Annotated in this window: 15 protein-coding genes; 11 read left to right on the top strand and 4 right to left on the bottom strand. The window is 72.2% G+C overall.

Going from position 1 to position 16,998, the window contains the following annotated elements; genetic code table 11:
* Positions 1–142 precede the first annotated feature (142 nt).
* The gene (locus ACZ7L4_RS30120) at positions 143–2,515 is read right to left on the bottom strand and encodes a bifunctional SulP family inorganic anion transporter/carbonic anhydrase (RefSeq protein WP_472107555.1); all 2,373 of its coding nucleotides are present in this window, start codon (positions 2,513–2,515) and stop codon (positions 143–145) included.
* Between the two features lie 336 nt (positions 2,516–2,851).
* Between ACZ7L4_RS30120 and ACZ7L4_RS30115 the strand changes: the two genes are divergently transcribed.
* Entirely contained in the window at positions 2,852–4,159 is a 1,308-nt protein-coding gene (locus ACZ7L4_RS30115; RefSeq protein ID WP_472107553.1) for a polysaccharide deacetylase family protein, read from the top strand.
* A gap of 18 nt (positions 4,160–4,177) precedes the next feature.
* Here ACZ7L4_RS30115 and ACZ7L4_RS30110 read toward each other — a convergent pair whose 3' ends face one another.
* The gene (locus ACZ7L4_RS30110; RefSeq protein ID WP_472107551.1) at positions 4,178–5,158 is read right to left on the bottom strand and encodes an ATP-binding protein; all 981 of its coding nucleotides are present in this window, start codon (positions 5,156–5,158) and stop codon (positions 4,178–4,180) included.
* A 101-nt stretch (positions 5,159–5,259) separates the two neighbouring features.
* On the opposite strand from ACZ7L4_RS30110, the gene ACZ7L4_RS30105 reads away from it, so the two are divergent.
* Positions 5,260–6,084 carry a Fic family protein gene (locus ACZ7L4_RS30105; protein ID WP_472107550.1) on the top strand — a complete coding sequence of 275 codons (825 nt, stop codon included), beginning with the start codon at positions 5,260–5,262 and terminating at the stop codon, positions 6,082–6,084.
* A gap of 350 nt (positions 6,085–6,434) precedes the next feature.
* On the opposite strand, the gene ACZ7L4_RS30100 is transcribed toward ACZ7L4_RS30105, so the two are convergent.
* Complete coding sequence (locus ACZ7L4_RS30100) at positions 6,435–7,286, bottom strand: HAD family hydrolase (protein ID WP_450810269.1); 852 nt, start codon at positions 7,284–7,286, stop codon at positions 6,435–6,437.
* Positions 7,287–7,855: 569 nt separating this feature from the next.
* Between ACZ7L4_RS30100 and ssd the strand changes: the two genes are divergently transcribed.
* The 7 genes from ssd to ACZ7L4_RS30065 all read left to right on the top strand — a co-directional run bounded on the left by ssd (position 7,856) and on the right by ACZ7L4_RS30065 (position 13,260).
* On the top strand, positions 7,856–8,932 hold the full coding sequence (gene ssd / locus ACZ7L4_RS30095; RefSeq protein ID WP_472107548.1) for a septum site-determining protein Ssd: 1,077 nt from the start codon (positions 7,856–7,858) through the stop codon (positions 8,930–8,932).
* A gap of 100 nt (positions 8,933–9,032) precedes the next feature.
* Positions 9,033–10,196, top strand: a complete 1,164-nt coding sequence (locus ACZ7L4_RS30090) for a TadA family conjugal transfer-associated ATPase (protein ID WP_472107546.1) — start codon at positions 9,033–9,035, stop codon at positions 10,194–10,196.
* A gap of 302 nt (positions 10,197–10,498) precedes the next feature.
* A complete protein-coding gene (locus ACZ7L4_RS30085) occupies positions 10,499–11,305 on the top strand; it encodes a type II secretion system F family protein (protein WP_472108147.1) in 807 nt (268 codons plus the stop codon).
* A gap of 6 nt (positions 11,306–11,311) precedes the next feature.
* Complete coding sequence (locus tag ACZ7L4_RS30080) at positions 11,312–12,088, top strand: type II secretion system F family protein (protein ID WP_472107545.1); 777 nt, start codon at positions 11,312–11,314, stop codon at positions 12,086–12,088.
* A 188-nt stretch (positions 12,089–12,276) separates the two neighbouring features.
* Positions 12,277–12,510, top strand: coding sequence for a DUF4244 domain-containing protein (locus ACZ7L4_RS30075; protein ID WP_472107544.1), 234 nt, complete (start codon positions 12,277–12,279; stop codon positions 12,508–12,510).
* Positions 12,497–12,853, top strand: coding sequence for a TadE family type IV pilus minor pilin (locus tag ACZ7L4_RS30070; RefSeq protein ID WP_472107542.1), 357 nt, complete (start codon positions 12,497–12,499; stop codon positions 12,851–12,853). Before ACZ7L4_RS30075 ends, ACZ7L4_RS30070 begins: the two co-directional genes overlap by 14 nt.
* A 41-nt stretch (positions 12,854–12,894) precedes the next feature.
* Complete coding sequence (locus ACZ7L4_RS30065; protein WP_472108145.1) at positions 12,895–13,260, top strand: Rv3654c family TadE-like protein; 366 nt, start codon at positions 12,895–12,897, stop codon at positions 13,258–13,260.
* 49 nt (positions 13,261–13,309) lie between these two features.
* On the opposite strand, the gene ACZ7L4_RS30060 is transcribed toward ACZ7L4_RS30065, so the two are convergent.
* The gene (locus tag ACZ7L4_RS30060) at positions 13,310–15,766 is read right to left on the bottom strand and encodes a DEAD/DEAH box helicase (RefSeq protein ID WP_472107540.1); all 2,457 of its coding nucleotides are present in this window, start codon (positions 15,764–15,766) and stop codon (positions 13,310–13,312) included.
* An 82-nt stretch (positions 15,767–15,848) separates the two neighbouring features.
* Between ACZ7L4_RS30060 and bldG the strand changes: the two genes are divergently transcribed.
* A complete protein-coding gene (bldG, locus tag ACZ7L4_RS30055; protein WP_125514212.1) occupies positions 15,849–16,190 on the top strand; it encodes an anti-sigma factor antagonist BldG in 342 nt (113 codons plus the stop codon).
* Between the two features lie 115 nt (positions 16,191–16,305).
* Entirely contained in the window at positions 16,306–16,737 is a 432-nt protein-coding gene (locus tag ACZ7L4_RS30050; RefSeq protein WP_472107539.1) for an ATP-binding protein, read from the top strand.
* Positions 16,738–16,998: the final 261 nt, after the last annotated feature.

Here is a 16,998-nt window from a genome sequence, read left to right as displayed (position 1 = left end):
TCCCAGGCCACAGCTCATCAGACCGCGCCCCCTGGTGACAAGGGGGGTCCGCGAACTGGTTTAGACCTGTACGCGTAGGGCTCCCGACCTGGTCGGGAGCCCTACGGTCTCATCTGTTGCACGGAGGCGGGGCCGGGTTGGTTCAGGCCCGCGTGGCGCTGCCCTCGTCGAGGCCGCCGTCGAGGGCGCCGTCCGCGACCTGCCCGAAGACGGGGTCGGTCTCCGCGAGCAGGTACGCCTGCGCCTCCCCGACATGGAAGTACATGCCGTGCAGTTCGAGCGCGCCCCGCTCCAGGGCGCGCGCCACGCACTCGTGCTCCCGCAGGTGCTCCAACTGCTGGACGACATTGGTCAGGCAGAGCTGCTCGGCCGCGTCGGCGGGCGCCCGCCCGGCGAGCCGGGCCCACGGCAGGACCGAGTCGGACATCCGCTCCAGGCTGGGCACGCCGTGCCGCAGCCAGCGCTTGAGCGGGGTCTGCGCGCCCGCGTGGGGCGGCGTGCTCAACAGCGCCTGCATCGCCCCGCATCCGGAGTGCCCGCACACGGTGATCGACTGCACCTTGAGCACGTCCACGGCGTACTCGATGGCGGCGGCCACCGAGTCGTCCCCGCTCTCGGCGCCGGGCAGGGGCACGAGGTTGCCGACGTTACGGACGACGAAGAGATCGCCGGGGCCGCTGGACGTGATCATCGAGGTGACCAGCCGGGAGTCGGCGCACGTCAGGAAGAGCTGCGTGGGCTTCTGTCCCTCGCGCGCGAGCCGCGCCAGCTCCTCGCGCACCAGCGGCGCCGTATTGCGCTGGAACGCGCTGATCCCGGTGGCCAGTTGATGGCTCCCGGCGCGCCGCGGCTCGGCGGCCTCGGCCTCCGGCGGGGTGTGCGAGGGCCGGTCGCAGTGGTGGTTGCGCCACGGCGTCCAGGGGCGGCAGCAGGTGTGGCTCGCGCGCGCGGGTTCGGCGATCCTGGCCCCGCCGCGCCCGGCGACCTCGACCCCGCCGCCCTGCGCGGTGTGCGACTTCTGCCAGTCCTGCAGCGCCTCGTACGCGGCGTGGTCCATGAAGGACCCGTCCAGCTCCACGACGCAGTCCGCGCCGTGCGGCACCTGGTGCAGGGTCCGGCTGAGCCGGGGCACCGCGAGGAACGTCAACTGCCCTCGTACGCGCACGTGGTGGACGCCGCGGGAATCCACCTCGTGCGTGATCCGGGTGCGCGCGAGGCGGTGCAGGGCGACGCCGACGGCGACCGCGACACCGAGCCCCACGCCTTCGAGCACGCCGAAGACGACGACGCCGAGGGTGGTGACCGCGTAGACCAGGACCTCACGGTGGCGGGTGACCGTGCGGATGTGGTTCAGGGACACCATCTGGACGCCGACCGCCATCACCAGGGCGGCGAGCGCGGCGAGCGGGATCAGCTCCAGGACGGGGACCAGGAGCAGTGTGGCGGCTACTACCCAAACGCCGTGCAGGATCGAGGAGTTCCCGCTCACGGCGCCCGAGTTCACATTGGCCGTGCTGCGCACCGCGACCCCGGCGACGGGCAGCCCGCCGAGCGAGCCGGAGACGATGTTCGAGGCGCCCTGGGCGAGCAGCTCCCGGTCCAGGTTCGAGCGGCGCATCGAGGGCGGCAGATCGGACCGCTTGGCGGTCATCTTGTCCACGGCGACCGCCCCGAGCAGCGACTGCACGCTGCACACGAGCGTGGTGGTCAGGACGGCGGCGACGAGGCCGAGCACGGGCCCCTCCGGAAGCCCGGCGAGCGCGTGGCTGCTCCAGGAGGGCAGGTCGACCTCGGGCAGGCTGAGCCCGAGCAGGGCGGCGGTCACGCTCGCGGCGGTCACGGCGATGAGCGCGGCAGGCACCTTGCGCGCGATGCGGCCGATCCGGCCCGGGATGCGCGGCCAGGTGAGCAGGACGGTGAGCGTGAGCGCGCTGACGCCGAGGGCGGCGGGCTGTGCGTCGGCCAACTGGCCCGGCAGGGAAGCCACGTTGGCGAGCACGGAGCTGTCGGGGTTGCCGCCGAGCACGATGTGCAGCTGGGCGACGGCGATGGTGACGCCGATACCGGCGAGCATGCCGTGCACGACGGCGGGGCTGACGGCGAGGGCGGTGCGGGCCACCCGCAGGCAGCCGAGGCCGAGCTGGGCGATTCCGGCGAGGACGGTGACGGCGCAGGTGGTCCGCCATCCGTAGCGCTGGATCAGCTCGGCGGTGACGACGGTGAGGCCCGCGGCGGGCCCGCTGACCTGGAGCGGCGCGCCGCCCACGCAGCCGGCGACGATGCCGCCGACGGCGGCGGCGACAAGCCCCGATTCGAGGGGTGCGCCGGTCGCGAGGGCGATGCCCAGGGAGAGCGGCAGGGCGATGAGGAAGACCGCGACGGACGCGGAGAGGTCGGCTCCCGCGATGCGGAAGCGGCGGGGCGTGGGCGGTGGACTGTGCGCGGTACGAGCGGCGCCCGAGGGCTCGCCCGGCCGGTCGGAGTCACTGGTGCGGGTGGGTACGCAGGCTGACATGGTTCCCGTCTCCTCCGGGGTGCAGCGCGGTCGCGGAATGTGGGGTGACCCCTGAGCGGTGGGTGGGGTCGATCGCGGCCGTGGTTCACGGCGTGCAGCGGCGGGATGAAATCAACGCTCGGTAAATGAATCGTAATGCAGAGTAAAGGTTGTGGACGGATTAAAGGGGCAAATGGGTCAGCTTTTCACGCTCAGTAGTGAATAAGAATCCTGGTCGGCTTGTCGGACTAATCCGGTCCGGCTCTCGTGCCACGGTGACGGCGATGCCCGTACATAACGGGCATTTCTCTCATTCCACCGCCACACAGCCGACTCCAGGAAGAAGGTGGGCGGAAGATGGCCGCCACCCACAGGACCGCCGCCAAGCGGCTCGCCGCGGGCATCACCGCCGCCGCGGCGTGCGCCGCGGCACTCGCCGGATGCGCCACCGGGGAAACCGGCGGATCCGCTGAGCACCGGGCAGAGAAGACCAAGCCCCGCCAGGGCGCCCCCGGCCCGAAGAAGGCCAAGCCGGGCAGCGCGATCAAGCTCATCGGCGACGGCTCGACCGCGTACACCGGGCGGCAGCCGAACCTGCCACGGGCCGAGCGGCTCAGACCGGGCCAGAAGCCGCCGCAGTTCGTGGTCTTCTCCTGGGACGGCGCGGGCGAGGACAGCCAGAAGCTCTTCTCGCACTTCCGCAAGGTCGCGAAGGCGAACGACGCGACCATGACGTACTTCCTGAGCGGCGTGTACCTGCTCCCGCAGGACAAGGCCGGCAAGTACCACGCGCCGCAGCACTCGGCCGGCCGCTCGGACATCGGCTTCAACGACGCCAAGGGAATCAAGGACACCGTCGAGCAACTGCGCGGGGCGTGGCTCGAGGGCAACGAGATCGGCACCCACTTCAACGGCCACTTCTGCGGGAAGAACGGCGGCGTCGGCCAGTGGTCGGTGGCCGAGTGGAAGAGCGAGATCCAGCAGGCCAAGTCGTTCGTGAAGGGCTGGAAGACCAACTCGGGCCTGAACCGGTCCGCGCCGCTGCCCTTCGACTACGACAAGGAGCTCATCGGCGCCCGCACCCCCTGCCTCGAGGGCAAGGACAACTTCACGCGCGCCGCGAGCGAGCTCGGCTTCCGCTACGACACCAGCGGCGTCAACAACCAGGTCTGGCCCAAGAAGAAGAACGGCCTGTGGGACCTGTCGATGCAGCTCGTCCCGTTCAGGGGCCACTCCTACGAGCAGCTGACCATGGACTACAACTTCATGGTCAACCAGTCCGGTTCGGCGACCCAGGGCGACCCCGGCAAGCGCGAGTACTGGGGCGACCAGATGCGCGACAGCCTGCTCGCGGGCTTCGACCGCGCCTACAAGGGCAACCGCGCGCCGCTCGTCATCGGCAACCACTTCGAGTCCTGGAACGGCGGCACCTACATGCGCGCCGTCGAGGAGACGGTCGAGCGGGTCTGTACGAAGCCGGAGGTCCGCTGCGTCTCCTTCAGGCAGCTCGCCGACTGGCTCGACGCCCAGGACCCGAAGACCCTGAAGAAGCTCAGGGGCCTCGGCGTGGGCGAGGTCCCGAAGCGGGGCTGGGCCTCCTACCTCGGCGCCGAGCGGGCCCCGGCCCCGAAGGGGGTACCGGGAGCCCCGGCCGCCAAGTCGTAGGCCCGGTGCGGTACTTGTTCAGGCAGTAGCCGCGACGCTCTCCCGCAGGACGAAGTCGGGGTCGACCTGGGACGCCAGGTCGGCCCCGGTCTTCTCGTTGCCCCAGCTCTGCGCGTTCTTCAGGTGGAAGTGGACCATCTGGCGCGTGTAGCGCTCCCAGTCGCGCGCCTCGTACGTGGCGTCGGCCGCGGACTGAAGTGCCCGCAGGGACGCCTTGTTGGGCTCCTCCAGGAGCTCGAAACGCGGCGGGCGCCCCTTCTCCATGGCGCGCACCCAGTCCGAGTGCCCGACGGTGACGAGCAGGTCGTCGCCGACCTCGGAGCGCAGGAAGTCCAGGTCGTCCGCGTCCCGCACCTTGTTGCCCACGACCTTCAACTCGATCCCGAAGTCCCGCGCGTACTCCTTGTACTGGCGGTAGACCGAGATCCCCTTGCGGGTCGGCTCGGCGACCAGGAACGTCATGTCGAAGCGGGTGAACATGCCCGAGGCGAAGGAGTCGGAGCCCGCGGTCATGTCGACCACCACGTACTCGCCCCGGCCGTCGACGAGGTGGTTCAGGCACAGCTCCACCGCTCCGGTCTTGGAGTGGTAGCAGGCCACCCCGAGGTCGGCCTCGGTGAAGGGCCCGGTGACCATCAAACGCACGGGCCCGCCGTCGAGTTCCACATCGCGGGCGCAGGCGTCGTACACCGGATTGTTCTCGCGCACCCGGAGCAGCCGGGAGCCCTCGCCGGGCGGCGTCGTCTTGATCATCGTGTCGGCCGAGGCGATCCGCGGGTTCGAGCCGCGCAGATAGTCCTTGATCAGGGGCAGCCGGGCCCCCAGCGCGGGCAGCTCGCCCGCGACTCCCTCGTCGAGCCCGAGCGCGGCCCCGAGGTGCTGATTGATGTCGGCGTCGACGGCGATGACCGGCGAGCCGGTGCCGGCGAGGTGGCGGATGAACAGTGAGGACAGCGTGGTCTTGCCACTGCCGCCCTTCCCCACGAAAGCGATCTTCATGTTCACGAAGGGTATCGGTACGGTCGCTGTACGTGTCGACGTGGCGTGAAGAAGACCACTCCTTCGTGGGGCGGCGCCGCACGGCCCGTAGTGTCGTACTCATGAGTACGACAGCCGACCCCCTCGCCGCCCTGGCCGACCTGCCGGGCGTGGCCGATTCCGTGGACTCCGTGCGCAAGGCTGTGGACCGGGTCTACGGGCACCGGGTCATGCGCCGTCGCAGCAACGAGATCACCGCCGAGGCGGCGCTGCGCGGCGCGCGCGGCAGTGCGGCGCTCTGCGGTGCCGACTGGCCGCTCGAAGAGGTGCGCAGGCGCACCGACTTCAGTGGCGCCGACGGCGACAAGGAGGCGCCCACGGTCGGCGCGGCCCTGCGGCTGACCGCGGAGGCCGGTCAACTGCTCTCCATCTGGCGGCAGTCGCCCCTGCGAGTGCTCGCGCGCCTCCACCTGGTCGCGGCGGCAGACAAGAGCGACGCGGTGGGGCGCCCCCGGCTCGCGGGCGAGCCCGTCGACGAGCCGCTCGTCGAGCTCCCGGTGCCGGACGCCGACGAGGTCGCGGGCCGCCTGGAGGGGCTCTCGCAGCTGATCATCGCCGAGAGCGCGGCACCGGCCCTGGTGAACGCCGCCATCGTGCATGGCGAGCTGCTCGCCCTGCGCCCCTTCGGCTCGCACAACGGCCTGGTCGCGCGGGCCGCCGAACGCATCGTCCTGGTGGGCAGCGGCCTCGACCCGAAGTCCGTCTGCCCGGCGGAGCTGGGCCACGCCGAACTCGGCCGTGCCGCCTACGCGGCCGCGCTCGACGGCTATGCCTCCGGTACGCCGGAGGGGATGGCGGCCTGGATCAACCACTGCGGCAAGGCGATCGAGCTGGGCGTCAGGGAGTCGACGGCCGTCTGCGAGGCGCTGCAGCGGGGTGCCGCGTAGCGGGAGAAGTCCCGAGAAACGGGTTGCGGCGGTACGAATACTCGTACCGCCGCTGGCATGTCCACTGGGTTACCAAGCGTCCTCGAAGTGTTGCCCATCAGGTCGGGTTCTTTGCCCGTCGCCTGGTGCGGCTGGCCCGTAATCGACGGGTCGACGTCGCGTGGGTGCCCGGTGTTCATGCATCGGTCCGTGGGGCCTGATTGCGGTTGAAGGTGTTCCTCTCGGATGTCCTTGGTCTCGCGGGCCGTTGAATCCTTTGTACTCCTCCCCAGGGGCAAGCGGAAGCCCTGGCCGCACTTCTTTACTTTTAGGTTCAAACAGGACGAACCGGCGGCCTCGATGGGGCGGAGTCAGAGGGCGCCCGACGTCGCGCGCCGCCGGCTCGCGTACCAGACCAGACCTGCCGTGACCGCCGCCGCTCCGACCCCGGCCGCCGCGAGCAGCGCGGGCCGCGAGGGCGCGGACAGATGGGGCAGGCGCTGCTTGAGCCGGACCGGCTTGTGGAAGTCGAGGATCGGCCACTCGCGCGCGAGCGCCTCGCGGCGCAGCGCCCGGTCCGGATTGACGGCGTGCGGATGCCCGACCGAGCTGAGCATCGGCAGATCCGTCGCCGAGTCGCTGTACGCGTAGCAGCGCGCGAGGTCGTACCCCTCGGTGCGCGCCAGCTCCTTGATGGCCTCCGCCTTCGTCGGCCCGTACGCGTAGTACTCCACCTCGCCCGTGAAGCAGCCGTCGTCGCCCACGACCATGCGGGTGGCGACCACCCGGTCCGCGCCGAGGAGTTCGCCGATCGGCTCGACGACCTCGGCGCCCGAAGTGGAGACGATCACCACATCGCGCCCGGCGGTGTGGTGCTCCTCGATGAGGGATGCCGCCTCGTCGTAGATGATCGGGTCGATCAGGTCGTGCAGGGTCTCGGCGACGATCTCCTTCACCTGCCGCACGTTCCAGCCGCGGCAGAGCGCCGAGAGGTACTCGCGCATCCGCTCCATCTGATCGTGGTCGGCGCCGCCGGCGAGGAAGACGAACTGCGCGTACGCGGTGCGCAGTACGGCCCTCCGGTTGATCAGCCCGCCTTGGTAGAACGACTTGCTGAACGTGAGTGTGCTCGACTTAGCGATGACCGTCTTGTCCAGGTCAAAGAACGCGGCTGTACGGGGCGCGGAGTGAGGCAAGGAGTGGTTTTCCACGAGGCCGAGCATAGGCGCCAACCATTCGGCGTAAGCTGTGGCGCGTGGGTTTGCTTGAGAAGGCTCTCGGGTACACCATGGAAGTCACGGATCGTTCGCGACCGTGCTAACCCGGTCTGGCTCCTCCCCCCCCGAGTCGGACCGTGGGGACGACCCCCGCTCTCCCCCCCGGCGGGGGTCGTCGCATGTCCGGACCCGTTTTCGGGTCCTTTTTTCATGCCCGGACGGGGGGTTTCGAAGGCTCTCGCGCCTCGGCCCGCGCCCTGCGGGCTCCTCACGCTGTGTGACCGTCGGGCTGCTCTGCGGACAGTTTCATGCCGAGTTCACAGTGTCACTGGTATGGGTGACGGGGATATTCACAAGCCTTCTCGCGTCCACAGTTATTGACCAAGATCCCCACGATTTCCGGGATCGCTGCACGGTGATTCCGCACGCGAAGTCCGGGTCCGTGTTCATGGCCGGTTTGTTATGGCCGTGCCGTGGCGGATGGGCGGTATTCGGCGCCTTGGGCACCGGCGTCTTCACGTGTGGAACGGATCGTCCGCAGGGGCGGGCGAGCGCGGCGAGAGGGGGACCGGACCATGACGGAAGTCATCGAGTGCGACGCGCGGGACGTGCGACGCGCCCCGTTGATCGTGACGGAGGACGTGGAACTGCTGGACGACCTGCTGCGGCTGTGCGCGGCGGCGGGAGTGCGGCCCGAGGTCGGGCACGGGGCGCCGGCGGGCAGAGCGGGCTGGGGCGGCTGGGAATCGGCGCCCCTCGTACTGGTCGGGGACGATGCCGCGCGGCGGCTGCGCGGGGTTTCCCGACGGCATGGCGTGATCTTGGTTGGGCGTGATCAGGACGATTCCGGGGTGTGGCGGCGGGCCGTGGAGATCGGCGCCGACCATGTCCTGGTCCTGCCGGACGGCGAGCAGTGGCTGATGGACCGGATCGCCGACGTCGCGGAGGGAGTGGGGCGGCCCGCCCTGACCGTCGGGGTGCTCGGCGGGTGCGGCGGGGCCGGGGCCTCCACGCTCGCCTGCGCGCTGGCGGTGGCGTCCGCGCGCTCGGGGCGGCGCACGCTCCTGGTCGACGCGGACCCGCTCGGCGGCGGGCTCGATGTGCTGCTCGGCGGCGAGGCGGTGGACGGGCTGCGCTGGCCGGCCTTCGCCGAGTCGCGGGGGCGGGTCGGCGGCGCGGCCCTGGAGGAGTCGCTGCCCCGGCTGCACGATCTGCGGGTGCTCAGCTGGGACCGCGGGGATCTCACGGCGGTGCCGTCGGAGGCGGTGCGGGCGGTGCTCGCGGCCGGGCGGCGCAGGGGCGGGGTCGTCGTGGTGGACCTGCCGCGCCGGGTCGACGCCGGATCCGTCGAGGCCCTGGCCCAGCTCGACCTGGGGCTGCTCGTCGTGCCACCGGAGCTGCGGGCCGTGGCGGCGGCGCGCCGGATGGCGGGGGCGGCGGGGATGGTGCTGCGGGACCTGCGGGTGATGACGACGCGCGCGGGCGGCGCGGGAGGCCTCGCGGCGGACGAGGTGGCGCGGCTCGTCGGGCTGCCGTTCGCCGGCGAGCTGCCGGCGGACGCCGAGGTGGTGAAGGGCGGTCCGCTGGGGCGGTTCTGCGGGGCGTTCTGGGAGCGGATGCCGGTGGCGGCGGTGGAGGGGGACGCGGCGTGAACCGGCGGCATGGGGAGCCGGGCGCGGCTCGGCAGCTTGTGGAGGGCGCGGTGGTGGTCGGTGTGCGGACGGTCGAGCAGCGGGTGCGGGGAGGGGTGTCATGAGCGCGGTGGTCGGGGCGCGGATGCTGGACGGCGTACGGCAGTGGCTCGCTGAGAACGGGTCGGAGGCGACACCCGCGCGCGTGGCCGAGGCGTTGCGGGCGCAGGGCCGGATCCTGGGCGACGCCGAAGTGCTGGGCGCGGCGGGCAGGCTGAGGTCGGAGCTGGTGGGCGCGGGGCCGTTGGAGCCGCTGCTCGCCGACCCTTCGGTGACGGACGTCCTGGTGTCGGCGCCGGACGAGGTGTGGGTCGACCGGGGGAGCGGTCTGGAGCGGGCCGACGTGGCCTTCGAGAGCGCCGCCGACGTACGGAGGTTGGCCCAGCGGCTCGCGGCCGTCGTGGGGCGCCGCCTGGACGACGCGCGGCCGTGGGTGGACGCCCGACTGCCCGACGGGACGCGGCTGCACGCGGTGCTGCCACCAATCGCGGCGGGCTGCACCTGCCTGTCCCTGCGGGTCGTGCGGCCCCGGGCGTTCACGTTGGAGGAGTTGACGGCGGCGGGGACGGTGCCGCCGGGCGGCGACCGGGTGCTGCGGGCCCTGCTCGAAGCGCGGCTGTCCTTCCTGATCAGCGGCGGTACGGGCACGGGGAAGACGACGCTGCTGAGCGCTCTGCTCGGCCTGGTGGGGCCGCGGGAGCGGATCGTCCTGGCCGAGGACTCCGCCGAGCTGAGGCCGGACCACCCCCATGTCGTCCGCCTCGAATCGCGCCCCGCCAACCAGGAGGGCGCGGGGGCCGTCGGCCTGGACGACCTGGTCAGGCAGGCGCTGCGGATGCGGCCCGACCGGCTCGTGGTGGGCGAGGTGCGCGGCGCCGAGGTGGTCTCGCTCCTGGCCGCCCTGAACACCGGCCATGAAGGGGGCGGCGGGACCGTCCACGCCAATGCGGCGAGCGATGTCCCGGTGCGGCTGGAGGCGCTGGGGACGGCGGCGGGGCTCGACCGGGCGGCGCTGCACAGCCAGTTGGCGGCGGCGCTGTCCGTGGTGCTGCATCTCGTACGGGACCGGGGCGGGCGGCGGCGCATCGCCCAGGTCCAGGTGCTGGAGCGGGACGCGGAGGGCTGGGTGCGGGCGGTGCCGGCGCTGGAGTGGGGCGAGCGGGGATTTGTGGAGGGGGTGGGGTGGGCGCGGCTCGGGGGGTTGCTGGGGGTGCGGTTGGGGTGATGGCGGGGCGTGGGCGGTGGGGGTGTGGGTCGGCGGCGGCTGTCGGCGGGCTCCCGGGGTCGGGGGCCGGGCGTGGGCGGCTTGCGGTTGGTGTGGTGGTCGGAGGTGCGCGGGTCGGTGAGATCAGTGGGTCCGGTGAGTTCGGTGAGTTCGGTGAGTTCGGTGGGATCGATGAGATCAGTGAGATCGGTGGGTTCCGTGGAGCTGGTGGAGCTGGTGGAGAGGGGTGCGTGGGGGTGAGCGGTGGGGTCTTCGGTGGCGGTGCCGGTGTGGTGGTGGCCGGGTTGGGGGCCGTGGGCGTGATGCGGGCGGTGCGGGTACGGGAGTTGGAGGTGCGGCGGGATCGGCGGGTGCTCGGTGGCGGGGCGGATCTCGGGGTGCTGTCCGGGTGGTCGGTCCTGGTGGAGCGGTGGTGGGCGTGGGTGCGGGCGCGGCCCGAATGGTGGTGTGCGGTCGGCGGGTTGGTGGTCGGGATCGTCGGGGCCTCGGTGCTGCCGGTCGTGCTCGGGGTGTGCGCGGTGCCCGGAGCGGGGCGATTGCGCCGGGCGCGGGCGGCGCGGCGGGGAAAGGAGCGGCGTGGGGAGGCGGTGATCCGGCTGTGCGGGCTGCTGGCCGGTGAGGTGCGGGCCGGGCGGCAGCCGGGGGAGGCGCTGGTGGTGGCGGTACGGGGATCGGGGGCGTTGACCGGGGCGGGGAGAGCGGCCGTGGTGGCGGCGGCCCGGTTCGGCGGGGATGTGCCCTGTGCCCTGGGAGCGGCGGCGCGGGAGCCGGGGGCGGAGGGACTGAGCGGGCTCGCGGCGTGCTGGCGGGTGGCGGTGGACCGGGGCGCGGGGCTCGCGTCCGGGCTCGAACGGCTCGCGGACGCGCTGCGGGCGGAGCGGGATCAACGGGCGGACTTCAGAGCCCAGTTGGCGGGACCCACGTCGACCACGGTGATGCTCGCCTGCCTGCCGGTGTGCGCGCTGCTGCTCGGGGCGGGCATGGGGGCGCGGCCCCTGCGGGTGCTGCTGCACACGTGGCCCGGGATCGGGTGCCTGGTGGTGGGCGGGGCGTTGGAGGCGGCCGGGCTGTGGTGGGCGATGCGGATCGTACGAGGGGCGCAGGGGTGAGGGTCGATGGAAGTTGTCCACAGGCTGGGGGCGGCGCTGTGCGTCGCGGCGGCGGTGATGTGGCTGGTGCGGGAGATCGCGGCGCGGCGGGCCGAGCGGGTGTTGCGGCGGCGGGTGCGGCTGGTGCTGCGGGTGGCTGTGGAGCAGTCGGCGCGGCGGACCGTGGGGCTGCCGGACGGAGCGCGGCGGTGGGTGCCGGTCGCGGGGGCGGTGTGCGCCGGGTTCGTGCTGGTGGGCGGGGTGGCCGGGGTCGTGGTCGGGGTGGCCGGTGGTGTGGGGGTGTGGCGTTGGTGGCGGAGCCGGGAGGCCGACGCGAGAGCCGGGGCTAGCGCACGGGGAGCCGCTGTGCGGCAACTGCCCTTGGCGTCCGACCTGTTGGCCTCGTGCCTCGCGGCGGGAGCCGGGCCCGTGGAGGCGGCGCGGGCCGTCGGCGAGGCGCTGGGCGGGCCCGTCGGGCAGGGGTTGGAGCGGGGAGCCGCGCAGGTGCGGCTCGGTGGCGAACTGGGTGTGGCGTGGCGGGAGTTGGCGGCCGTGCCGGGCGCTGATGGCCTGGTCCGGCTGCTGGAGCGGGCGGGCGAGTCCGGGGCCCCGGCGGCGGCGCCGGTGGCGCGGTTCGCGGCGGAGTGCCGGGCCGAGCGGGCCCGCCACGCGACGACGGCGGCACGCCGCGCCGCGGTGACGATCGCGGCACCCGTGGGCCTGTGCTTCCTGCCGGCGTTCCTGGTGGTCGGGGTGGTGCCGGTGGTGATCGGGCTGGGAGACGGGGTCTTCGGAGGGAGGTGAACGGCGGGCTCCGGAAGCCGGGGCGGCAGGACGGTCCAAGGCGGAGGCGTGACGGGTCCACAGCGGAACGGCAAGACGGTCCAAGGCATAACGGCATGACGGGGCCAAGGCGGAGGGCGTGACGGGCCCACAGCGGAACTGGATGACGCGACCGAGGCAGAACAGCGTGACGAATCAAGGGAGTTGGCATGGGCGGAATGCGGGCAGGTCGGGCGTACGGGTGGCTGCGCGGAGGCGTGCTGCGATGGGCGCGGGCGGTGCGGTCCGGGCGGCGGGACGCCGGGATGGTGAGCGCCGAGTACGCGGTGGGGCTGATCGCGGCGGTGGGCTTCGCCGGGGTGCTGTTCCAGGTGGTGACGAGCGACGTCGTGCAGTCGGCGCTGCAGTCCTTGGTGGCGAAGGCGCTCCATGGGTCGTTCTGAGCCCCGGCGCGGCGACCGCGGGTTCGTGACGGCGGAGGCGGCCGTGGTGCTGCCGGTGCTCGTCACGTTCACGATGACGCTGGTCTGGGTGGTGCTCGCGGCGTCGGCGCAGATCAGGTGCGTGGACGCCGCGCGGGCCGGGGCCAGGGCGGTGGCCCGGCAGGAGCCCAGGAGCGCCGCGCTGGCGGCGGCGCGGGAGGCCGCGCCGCCGGGCGCGCGGGTCCTGGTGGGCCGGGAGGGCGACCTGGTGCGGGTGACGGTGCGGGCGAGGGCCGTGGGACCGGGAGCGCTCGGGGTGGACCTGGGCGCGCAGGCCGTGGCGGCGGCGGAGGAGACGACGTGAGGGGGCGGGACGACCGCGGCTCGGCGACGGTGTGGGTCGCGATGGCGATGGCCGCGGTGGGCGTGGTGTTCGGGGCGGTGCTGGCCATGGCGCATGCGGTCGAGGCACGCCACCGCGCGGGCTCGGCGGCCGACCTGGCGGCACTCGCCGCGGCGGACCACTGGATGGACGGCAGAGCGAAGGCGTGCGCGCTGGCATCCCGGGTGGCGCGGGCCCAGGAGGCGACGGTGGTGCACTGCGCGGTCCACGGCGAGGAGTCCTCCGTGACGGCAACGGCAGGCCACGGCACGTTCCAAGCGGAGGTAAAAGCCCGGGCAGGCCCTTCATTCGGTGGAGTGTCGGTGCCGACAAATCAAGCCCCTGCGGCGATTGAGCAGCGGGGTCCGGGGCGGAGCCCCGAGACGTAGGAGCGGCCGACCGCAACGAAACGGGTGACCCCGCCAACCGACCCGCCCACTACCCCACCGCATCCCGCAACAGAACGGAGAGCAACCGCACGGCCCCCCGCTTGTGCAACGGCTCGTTGCCGTTGCCGCACTTGGGGGACTGGATGCAGGAGGGGCAACCGGCCTCGCACTCGCAGGAGGCGATGGCCTCACGGGTGGCGGTCAGCCACTCGCGGGCGGTGTGGAAGGCGCGCTCGGCGAAGCCCGCGCCGCCCGGATGACCGTCGTAGACGAAGACCGTGGGGAGGAGCGTGTCCGGGTGGAGCGGGATCGAGACGCCGCCGATGTCCCAGCGGTCGCACGTGGCGAAGAGCGGAAGGAGGCCGATGGAGGCGTGTTCGGCGGCGTGCAGGGCGCCGCCGAGGATCTCGGGGTTCACGCGGGCCGCGTCGAGCTGGTCCTCCGTGACCGTCCACCACACCGCGCGGGTGCGCAGCGTACGGGGAGGGAGGTCGAGTTTGGTCTCGCCGAGGACCTCGCCGGTGATGAGGCGGCGGCGGAGATAGCCGACGACCTGGTTCGTGACCTCGACCGAGCCGTAGCACAACCGGCCGTCGCCCCAAGGGACTTCGACGTCGGTCTCCAGGATGGAGATGGCCGTGGTGTCGCGGGCGGTGGTCGAGTAGGTGGGGTTCGCGGTCTCGACCAGGGCGACGTTGTCGTCGAGGTCCAGCTTCTTCACCACGTACGTGCGGCCCTGGTGGAGGTGGACCGCGCCGTCGTGGACGGAGGTGTGGGCGGAGCCCGCGTCGACCGTGCCGAGCAGCCGGCCCGTGCCGGTCTCGACGATCTGGACGGGAGAGCCGCCCTCGCCGCGGATGTCGGCGAGGTCCGCGGCGGACTCGCGGCGCGTCCAGTGCCAGGCCTTCGTGGCGGCGCGGCGCCGCAGCAGCTTCGCGGCCTCCAGCTGCGGCAGCAGGTCGAGGGTCGCCGGGCCGAACAGGTCCAGGTCCGGTTCGGTCAGGGGAATCTCCTGCGCCGCGGCGCACAGGTGCGGGGCCAGGACGTACGGGTTGTCGGGGTCGAGGACCGTCGACTCGACCGGCTGGTCGAAGAGGGCCTCCGGGTGGTGCACCAGATAGGTGTCCAGGGGATCGTCGCGGGCGACGAGGACCGCGAGCGCGCCCTGTCCCGAGCGCCCGGCGCGTCCCGCCTGCTGCCACAGGGACGCCCGCGTGCCCGGATAGCCGGAGATCAGTACGGCGTCCAACCCCGAGACGTCGATGCCGAGTTCGAGGGCGGTGGTGGCGGCGAGGCCGAGGAGTTCGCCGGAGTGCAGGGCCGCTTCGAGGGCGCGGCGTTCCTCGGAGAGATAGCCGCCGCGGTAGGCCGCGACCCGCCGGGCGAGTGAGCGGTCGACCTCGGCGAGCCGCTCCTGCGCGATCACCGAGATCAGCTCGGCGCCGCGCCGGGAGCGTACGAAGGCGACCGAGCGCACGCCCTGGACGGCGAGGTCGGTCAGGAGGTCCGCCGTCTCGGCGGTCGCCGTGCGCCGTACCGGCGCGCCCTTCTCGCCCTGCATCTCCGTCAGCGGGGGTTCCCAGAGCGCGAAGACCAGTTCGCCGCGCGGCGAGGCGTCGTCCGCGACCTCGACGACCGGAAGGCCCGTCAACCGCTGGGCGGAGGCGGCCGGTTCGGCCGAGGTGGCCGAGGCCAGCAGGAAGACGGGATCGGATCCGTAGCGGGCACATATGCGGCGCAGTCTGCGCAGCACCTGCGCCACGTGCGAGCCGAAGACGCCGCGGTACGTGTGGCACTCGTCGATCACGACGTACTTGAGCGCCTTGAGGAAGGAGGACCAGCGCGGGTGCGAGGGCAGGATGCCCCGGTGCAGCATGTCCGGGTTGGTGAGGACGTAGTTGCCGTACTGGCGTACCCACTCCCGTTCCTCGAACGGGGTGTCCCCGTCGTAGACCGCGGGGCGAATCGCCGTACCGAGCGGTTGTGAAAGTTCCTTCACCGATCGGCACTGGTCCGCCGCGAGCGCCTTCGTCGGGGCGAGGTAGAGCGTGGTCGCGCCGCGCCCGTTCGGCGCCTCGGATCCGTCGAGCAGGGTCGACAGGACCGGGACCAGATAGGCGAGCGACTTGCCGGAGGCGGTCCCGGTGGCGACGACCACCGAATCGCCGTCCAGTGCGTGCTCCGCCGCGCGTGCCTGGTGGGCCCAGGGATGTGCGATTCCGGCGGTCTGCACGGCCGCGATGACCTCGGCACGGATCCGATCGGGCCAGACGGCATGACGGCCCGGGCGAGGGGGCAAGTGCTCCGTATGGGTGATGCGCGCAGCCCTGCTCCGACCCGAGGCGAGCCGCTCCAGGACCGCACCGGGAGAGGGGCGGTCTGGGGCGGATGGCGAGGGTCGTTCGGATCGGTGATTCTTGGCCATCGGCACCGAGTGTGTCACTGGCGTGACGGACAATGCTCTCAAGGCGTCGTGCACGCCTGCCGGTAAGTGATTGAATGCCATCGCGGCTGGCGAACCGTCCCGGGGGATCAAGCCGAGGTGTCCCCGAGGGGCGACCGCTCGATAGCAAGGTGCTGGAGGATCCGTGGACCTGTCCCTGTCGACCCGTACCGTCGGCGATCGTACGGTCGTCGAGGTCGGTGGCGAAATTGATGTGTATACCGCGCCCAAGCTGCGCGAGCAGCTGGTCGAGCTGGTGAATGACGGCAGTTTCCACCTTGTCGTCGACATGGAGGGCGTGGACTTCCTCGACTCCACCGGGCTCGGCGTGCTGGTCGGCGGTCTGAAGCGCGTGCGTGCCCATGAGGGCTCGCTGCGCCTGGTGTGCAACCAGGAGCGCATTCTCAAGATCTTCCGTATCACCGGACTGACCAAGGTGTTCCCGATCCACACCTCGGTCGAGGAAGCCGTCTCGGCGACCGACTGATCCGGTTGATGCCGGTGGCGACACCGGCGGAGACAAGGGGATCGGGCGGCCGAGGCCGGCCGATCCCCGGGAGCACGCTCGTACAACCGTGGGCCCGTCTGTCCGAGGGGGATGCATGGCCACTGTCGAACTCCGCTTCAGCCCTCTGCCCGAGCACGTCAGGACGGCCCGCCTGGTGGCGGCCGCCGTGGCGCGCAGGTCGGGCGTGGACGAGGCCGTGCTCGACGAGGTCAGGCTCGCCGTCGGTGAGGCATGCAGCCGCGCGGTCGGGCTGCACCAGAGCAGCGGCATCTCGGCGCCGGTGCGGGTGGCCCTGATCGAGGAGGAGAAGCAGTTCTCCATCGAGGTCGGGGACGAGGCGCCGCGCACGGTGCCTCCCTCGGCGGCCGACGGCGCGGGCTCCGCGGACGACCTGGAGGCGGAGGGTGAGGACGAGATGGGTCTCGCCGTCATCAGCGGTCTCGTGGACGATGTCGAGGTCACCGCGGACACGGACGGCGGACTCATTCGGATGAGTTGGCCGACCCTGCCTGCGACGCTTCCCTAGCGCGCCGAGCGCTTCGCGCGCTGCCCGGAGATCTTTCGAAGAGGCCCGGTTCACCAGACGGTGATCCGGGCCTCTTCGGTATTTCCTGAGGTCGATCAACCAATCGGCCAATAAAGGATCTTCGCTAATGCCTTCAGGGGGTTAGTAATTCCGTCGCCGCCTGCCGAGCGAGGTTCACCGAACATTTGCTGGGTAGGAAACAATTCCGTTTGCCGCGCCCTGTTTTGATCAGGGTCCGCTCCCTACAATCCGTCCACATCT

This window comes from Streptomyces sp. NPDC107575 (assembly GCF_055657265.1).
This window is presented reverse-complemented; position numbering and strand designations above follow the sequence as displayed.

Excerpts from the sequence above, each read along its gene's own strand:
- ACZ7L4_RS30080 (WP_472107545.1), top strand. The coding sequence starts at position 11,312 with ATGGAAGTTGTCCACAGGCTGGGGGCGGCGCTGTGCGTCGCGGCGGCG.
- ACZ7L4_RS30115 (WP_472107553.1), top strand. The coding sequence starts at position 2,852 with ATGGCCGCCACCCACAGGACCGCCGCCAAGCGGCTCGCCGCGGGCATC.
- ACZ7L4_RS30100 (WP_450810269.1), bottom strand. The coding sequence starts at position 7,286 with ATGCTCGGCCTCGTGGAAAACCACTCCTTGCCTCACTCCGCGCCCCGT.
- ACZ7L4_RS30110 (WP_472107551.1), bottom strand. The coding sequence starts at position 5,158 with ATGAAGATCGCTTTCGTGGGGAAGGGCGGCAGTGGCAAGACCACGCTG.
- ssd (WP_472107548.1), top strand. The coding sequence starts at position 7,856 with ATGACGGAAGTCATCGAGTGCGACGCGCGGGACGTGCGACGCGCCCCG.
- ACZ7L4_RS30105 (WP_472107550.1), top strand. The coding sequence starts at position 5,260 with ATGAGTACGACAGCCGACCCCCTCGCCGCCCTGGCCGACCTGCCGGGC.
- ACZ7L4_RS30075 (WP_472107544.1), top strand. The coding sequence starts at position 12,277 with ATGGGCGGAATGCGGGCAGGTCGGGCGTACGGGTGGCTGCGCGGAGGC.
- ACZ7L4_RS30070 (WP_472107542.1), top strand. The coding sequence starts at position 12,497 with ATGGGTCGTTCTGAGCCCCGGCGCGGCGACCGCGGGTTCGTGACGGCG.
- ACZ7L4_RS30090 (WP_472107546.1), top strand. The coding sequence starts at position 9,033 with ATGAGCGCGGTGGTCGGGGCGCGGATGCTGGACGGCGTACGGCAGTGG.
- ACZ7L4_RS30060 (WP_472107540.1), bottom strand. The coding sequence starts at position 15,766 with ATGGCATTCAATCACTTACCGGCAGGCGTGCACGACGCCTTGAGAGCA.
- ACZ7L4_RS30065 (WP_472108145.1), top strand. The coding sequence starts at position 12,895 with ATGGCGATGGCCGCGGTGGGCGTGGTGTTCGGGGCGGTGCTGGCCATG.
- ACZ7L4_RS30120 (WP_472107555.1), bottom strand. The coding sequence starts at position 2,515 with ATGTCAGCCTGCGTACCCACCCGCACCAGTGACTCCGACCGGCCGGGC.
- ACZ7L4_RS30085 (WP_472108147.1), top strand. The coding sequence starts at position 10,499 with ATGCGGGCGGTGCGGGTACGGGAGTTGGAGGTGCGGCGGGATCGGCGG.
- ACZ7L4_RS30050 (WP_472107539.1), top strand. The coding sequence starts at position 16,306 with ATGGCCACTGTCGAACTCCGCTTCAGCCCTCTGCCCGAGCACGTCAGG.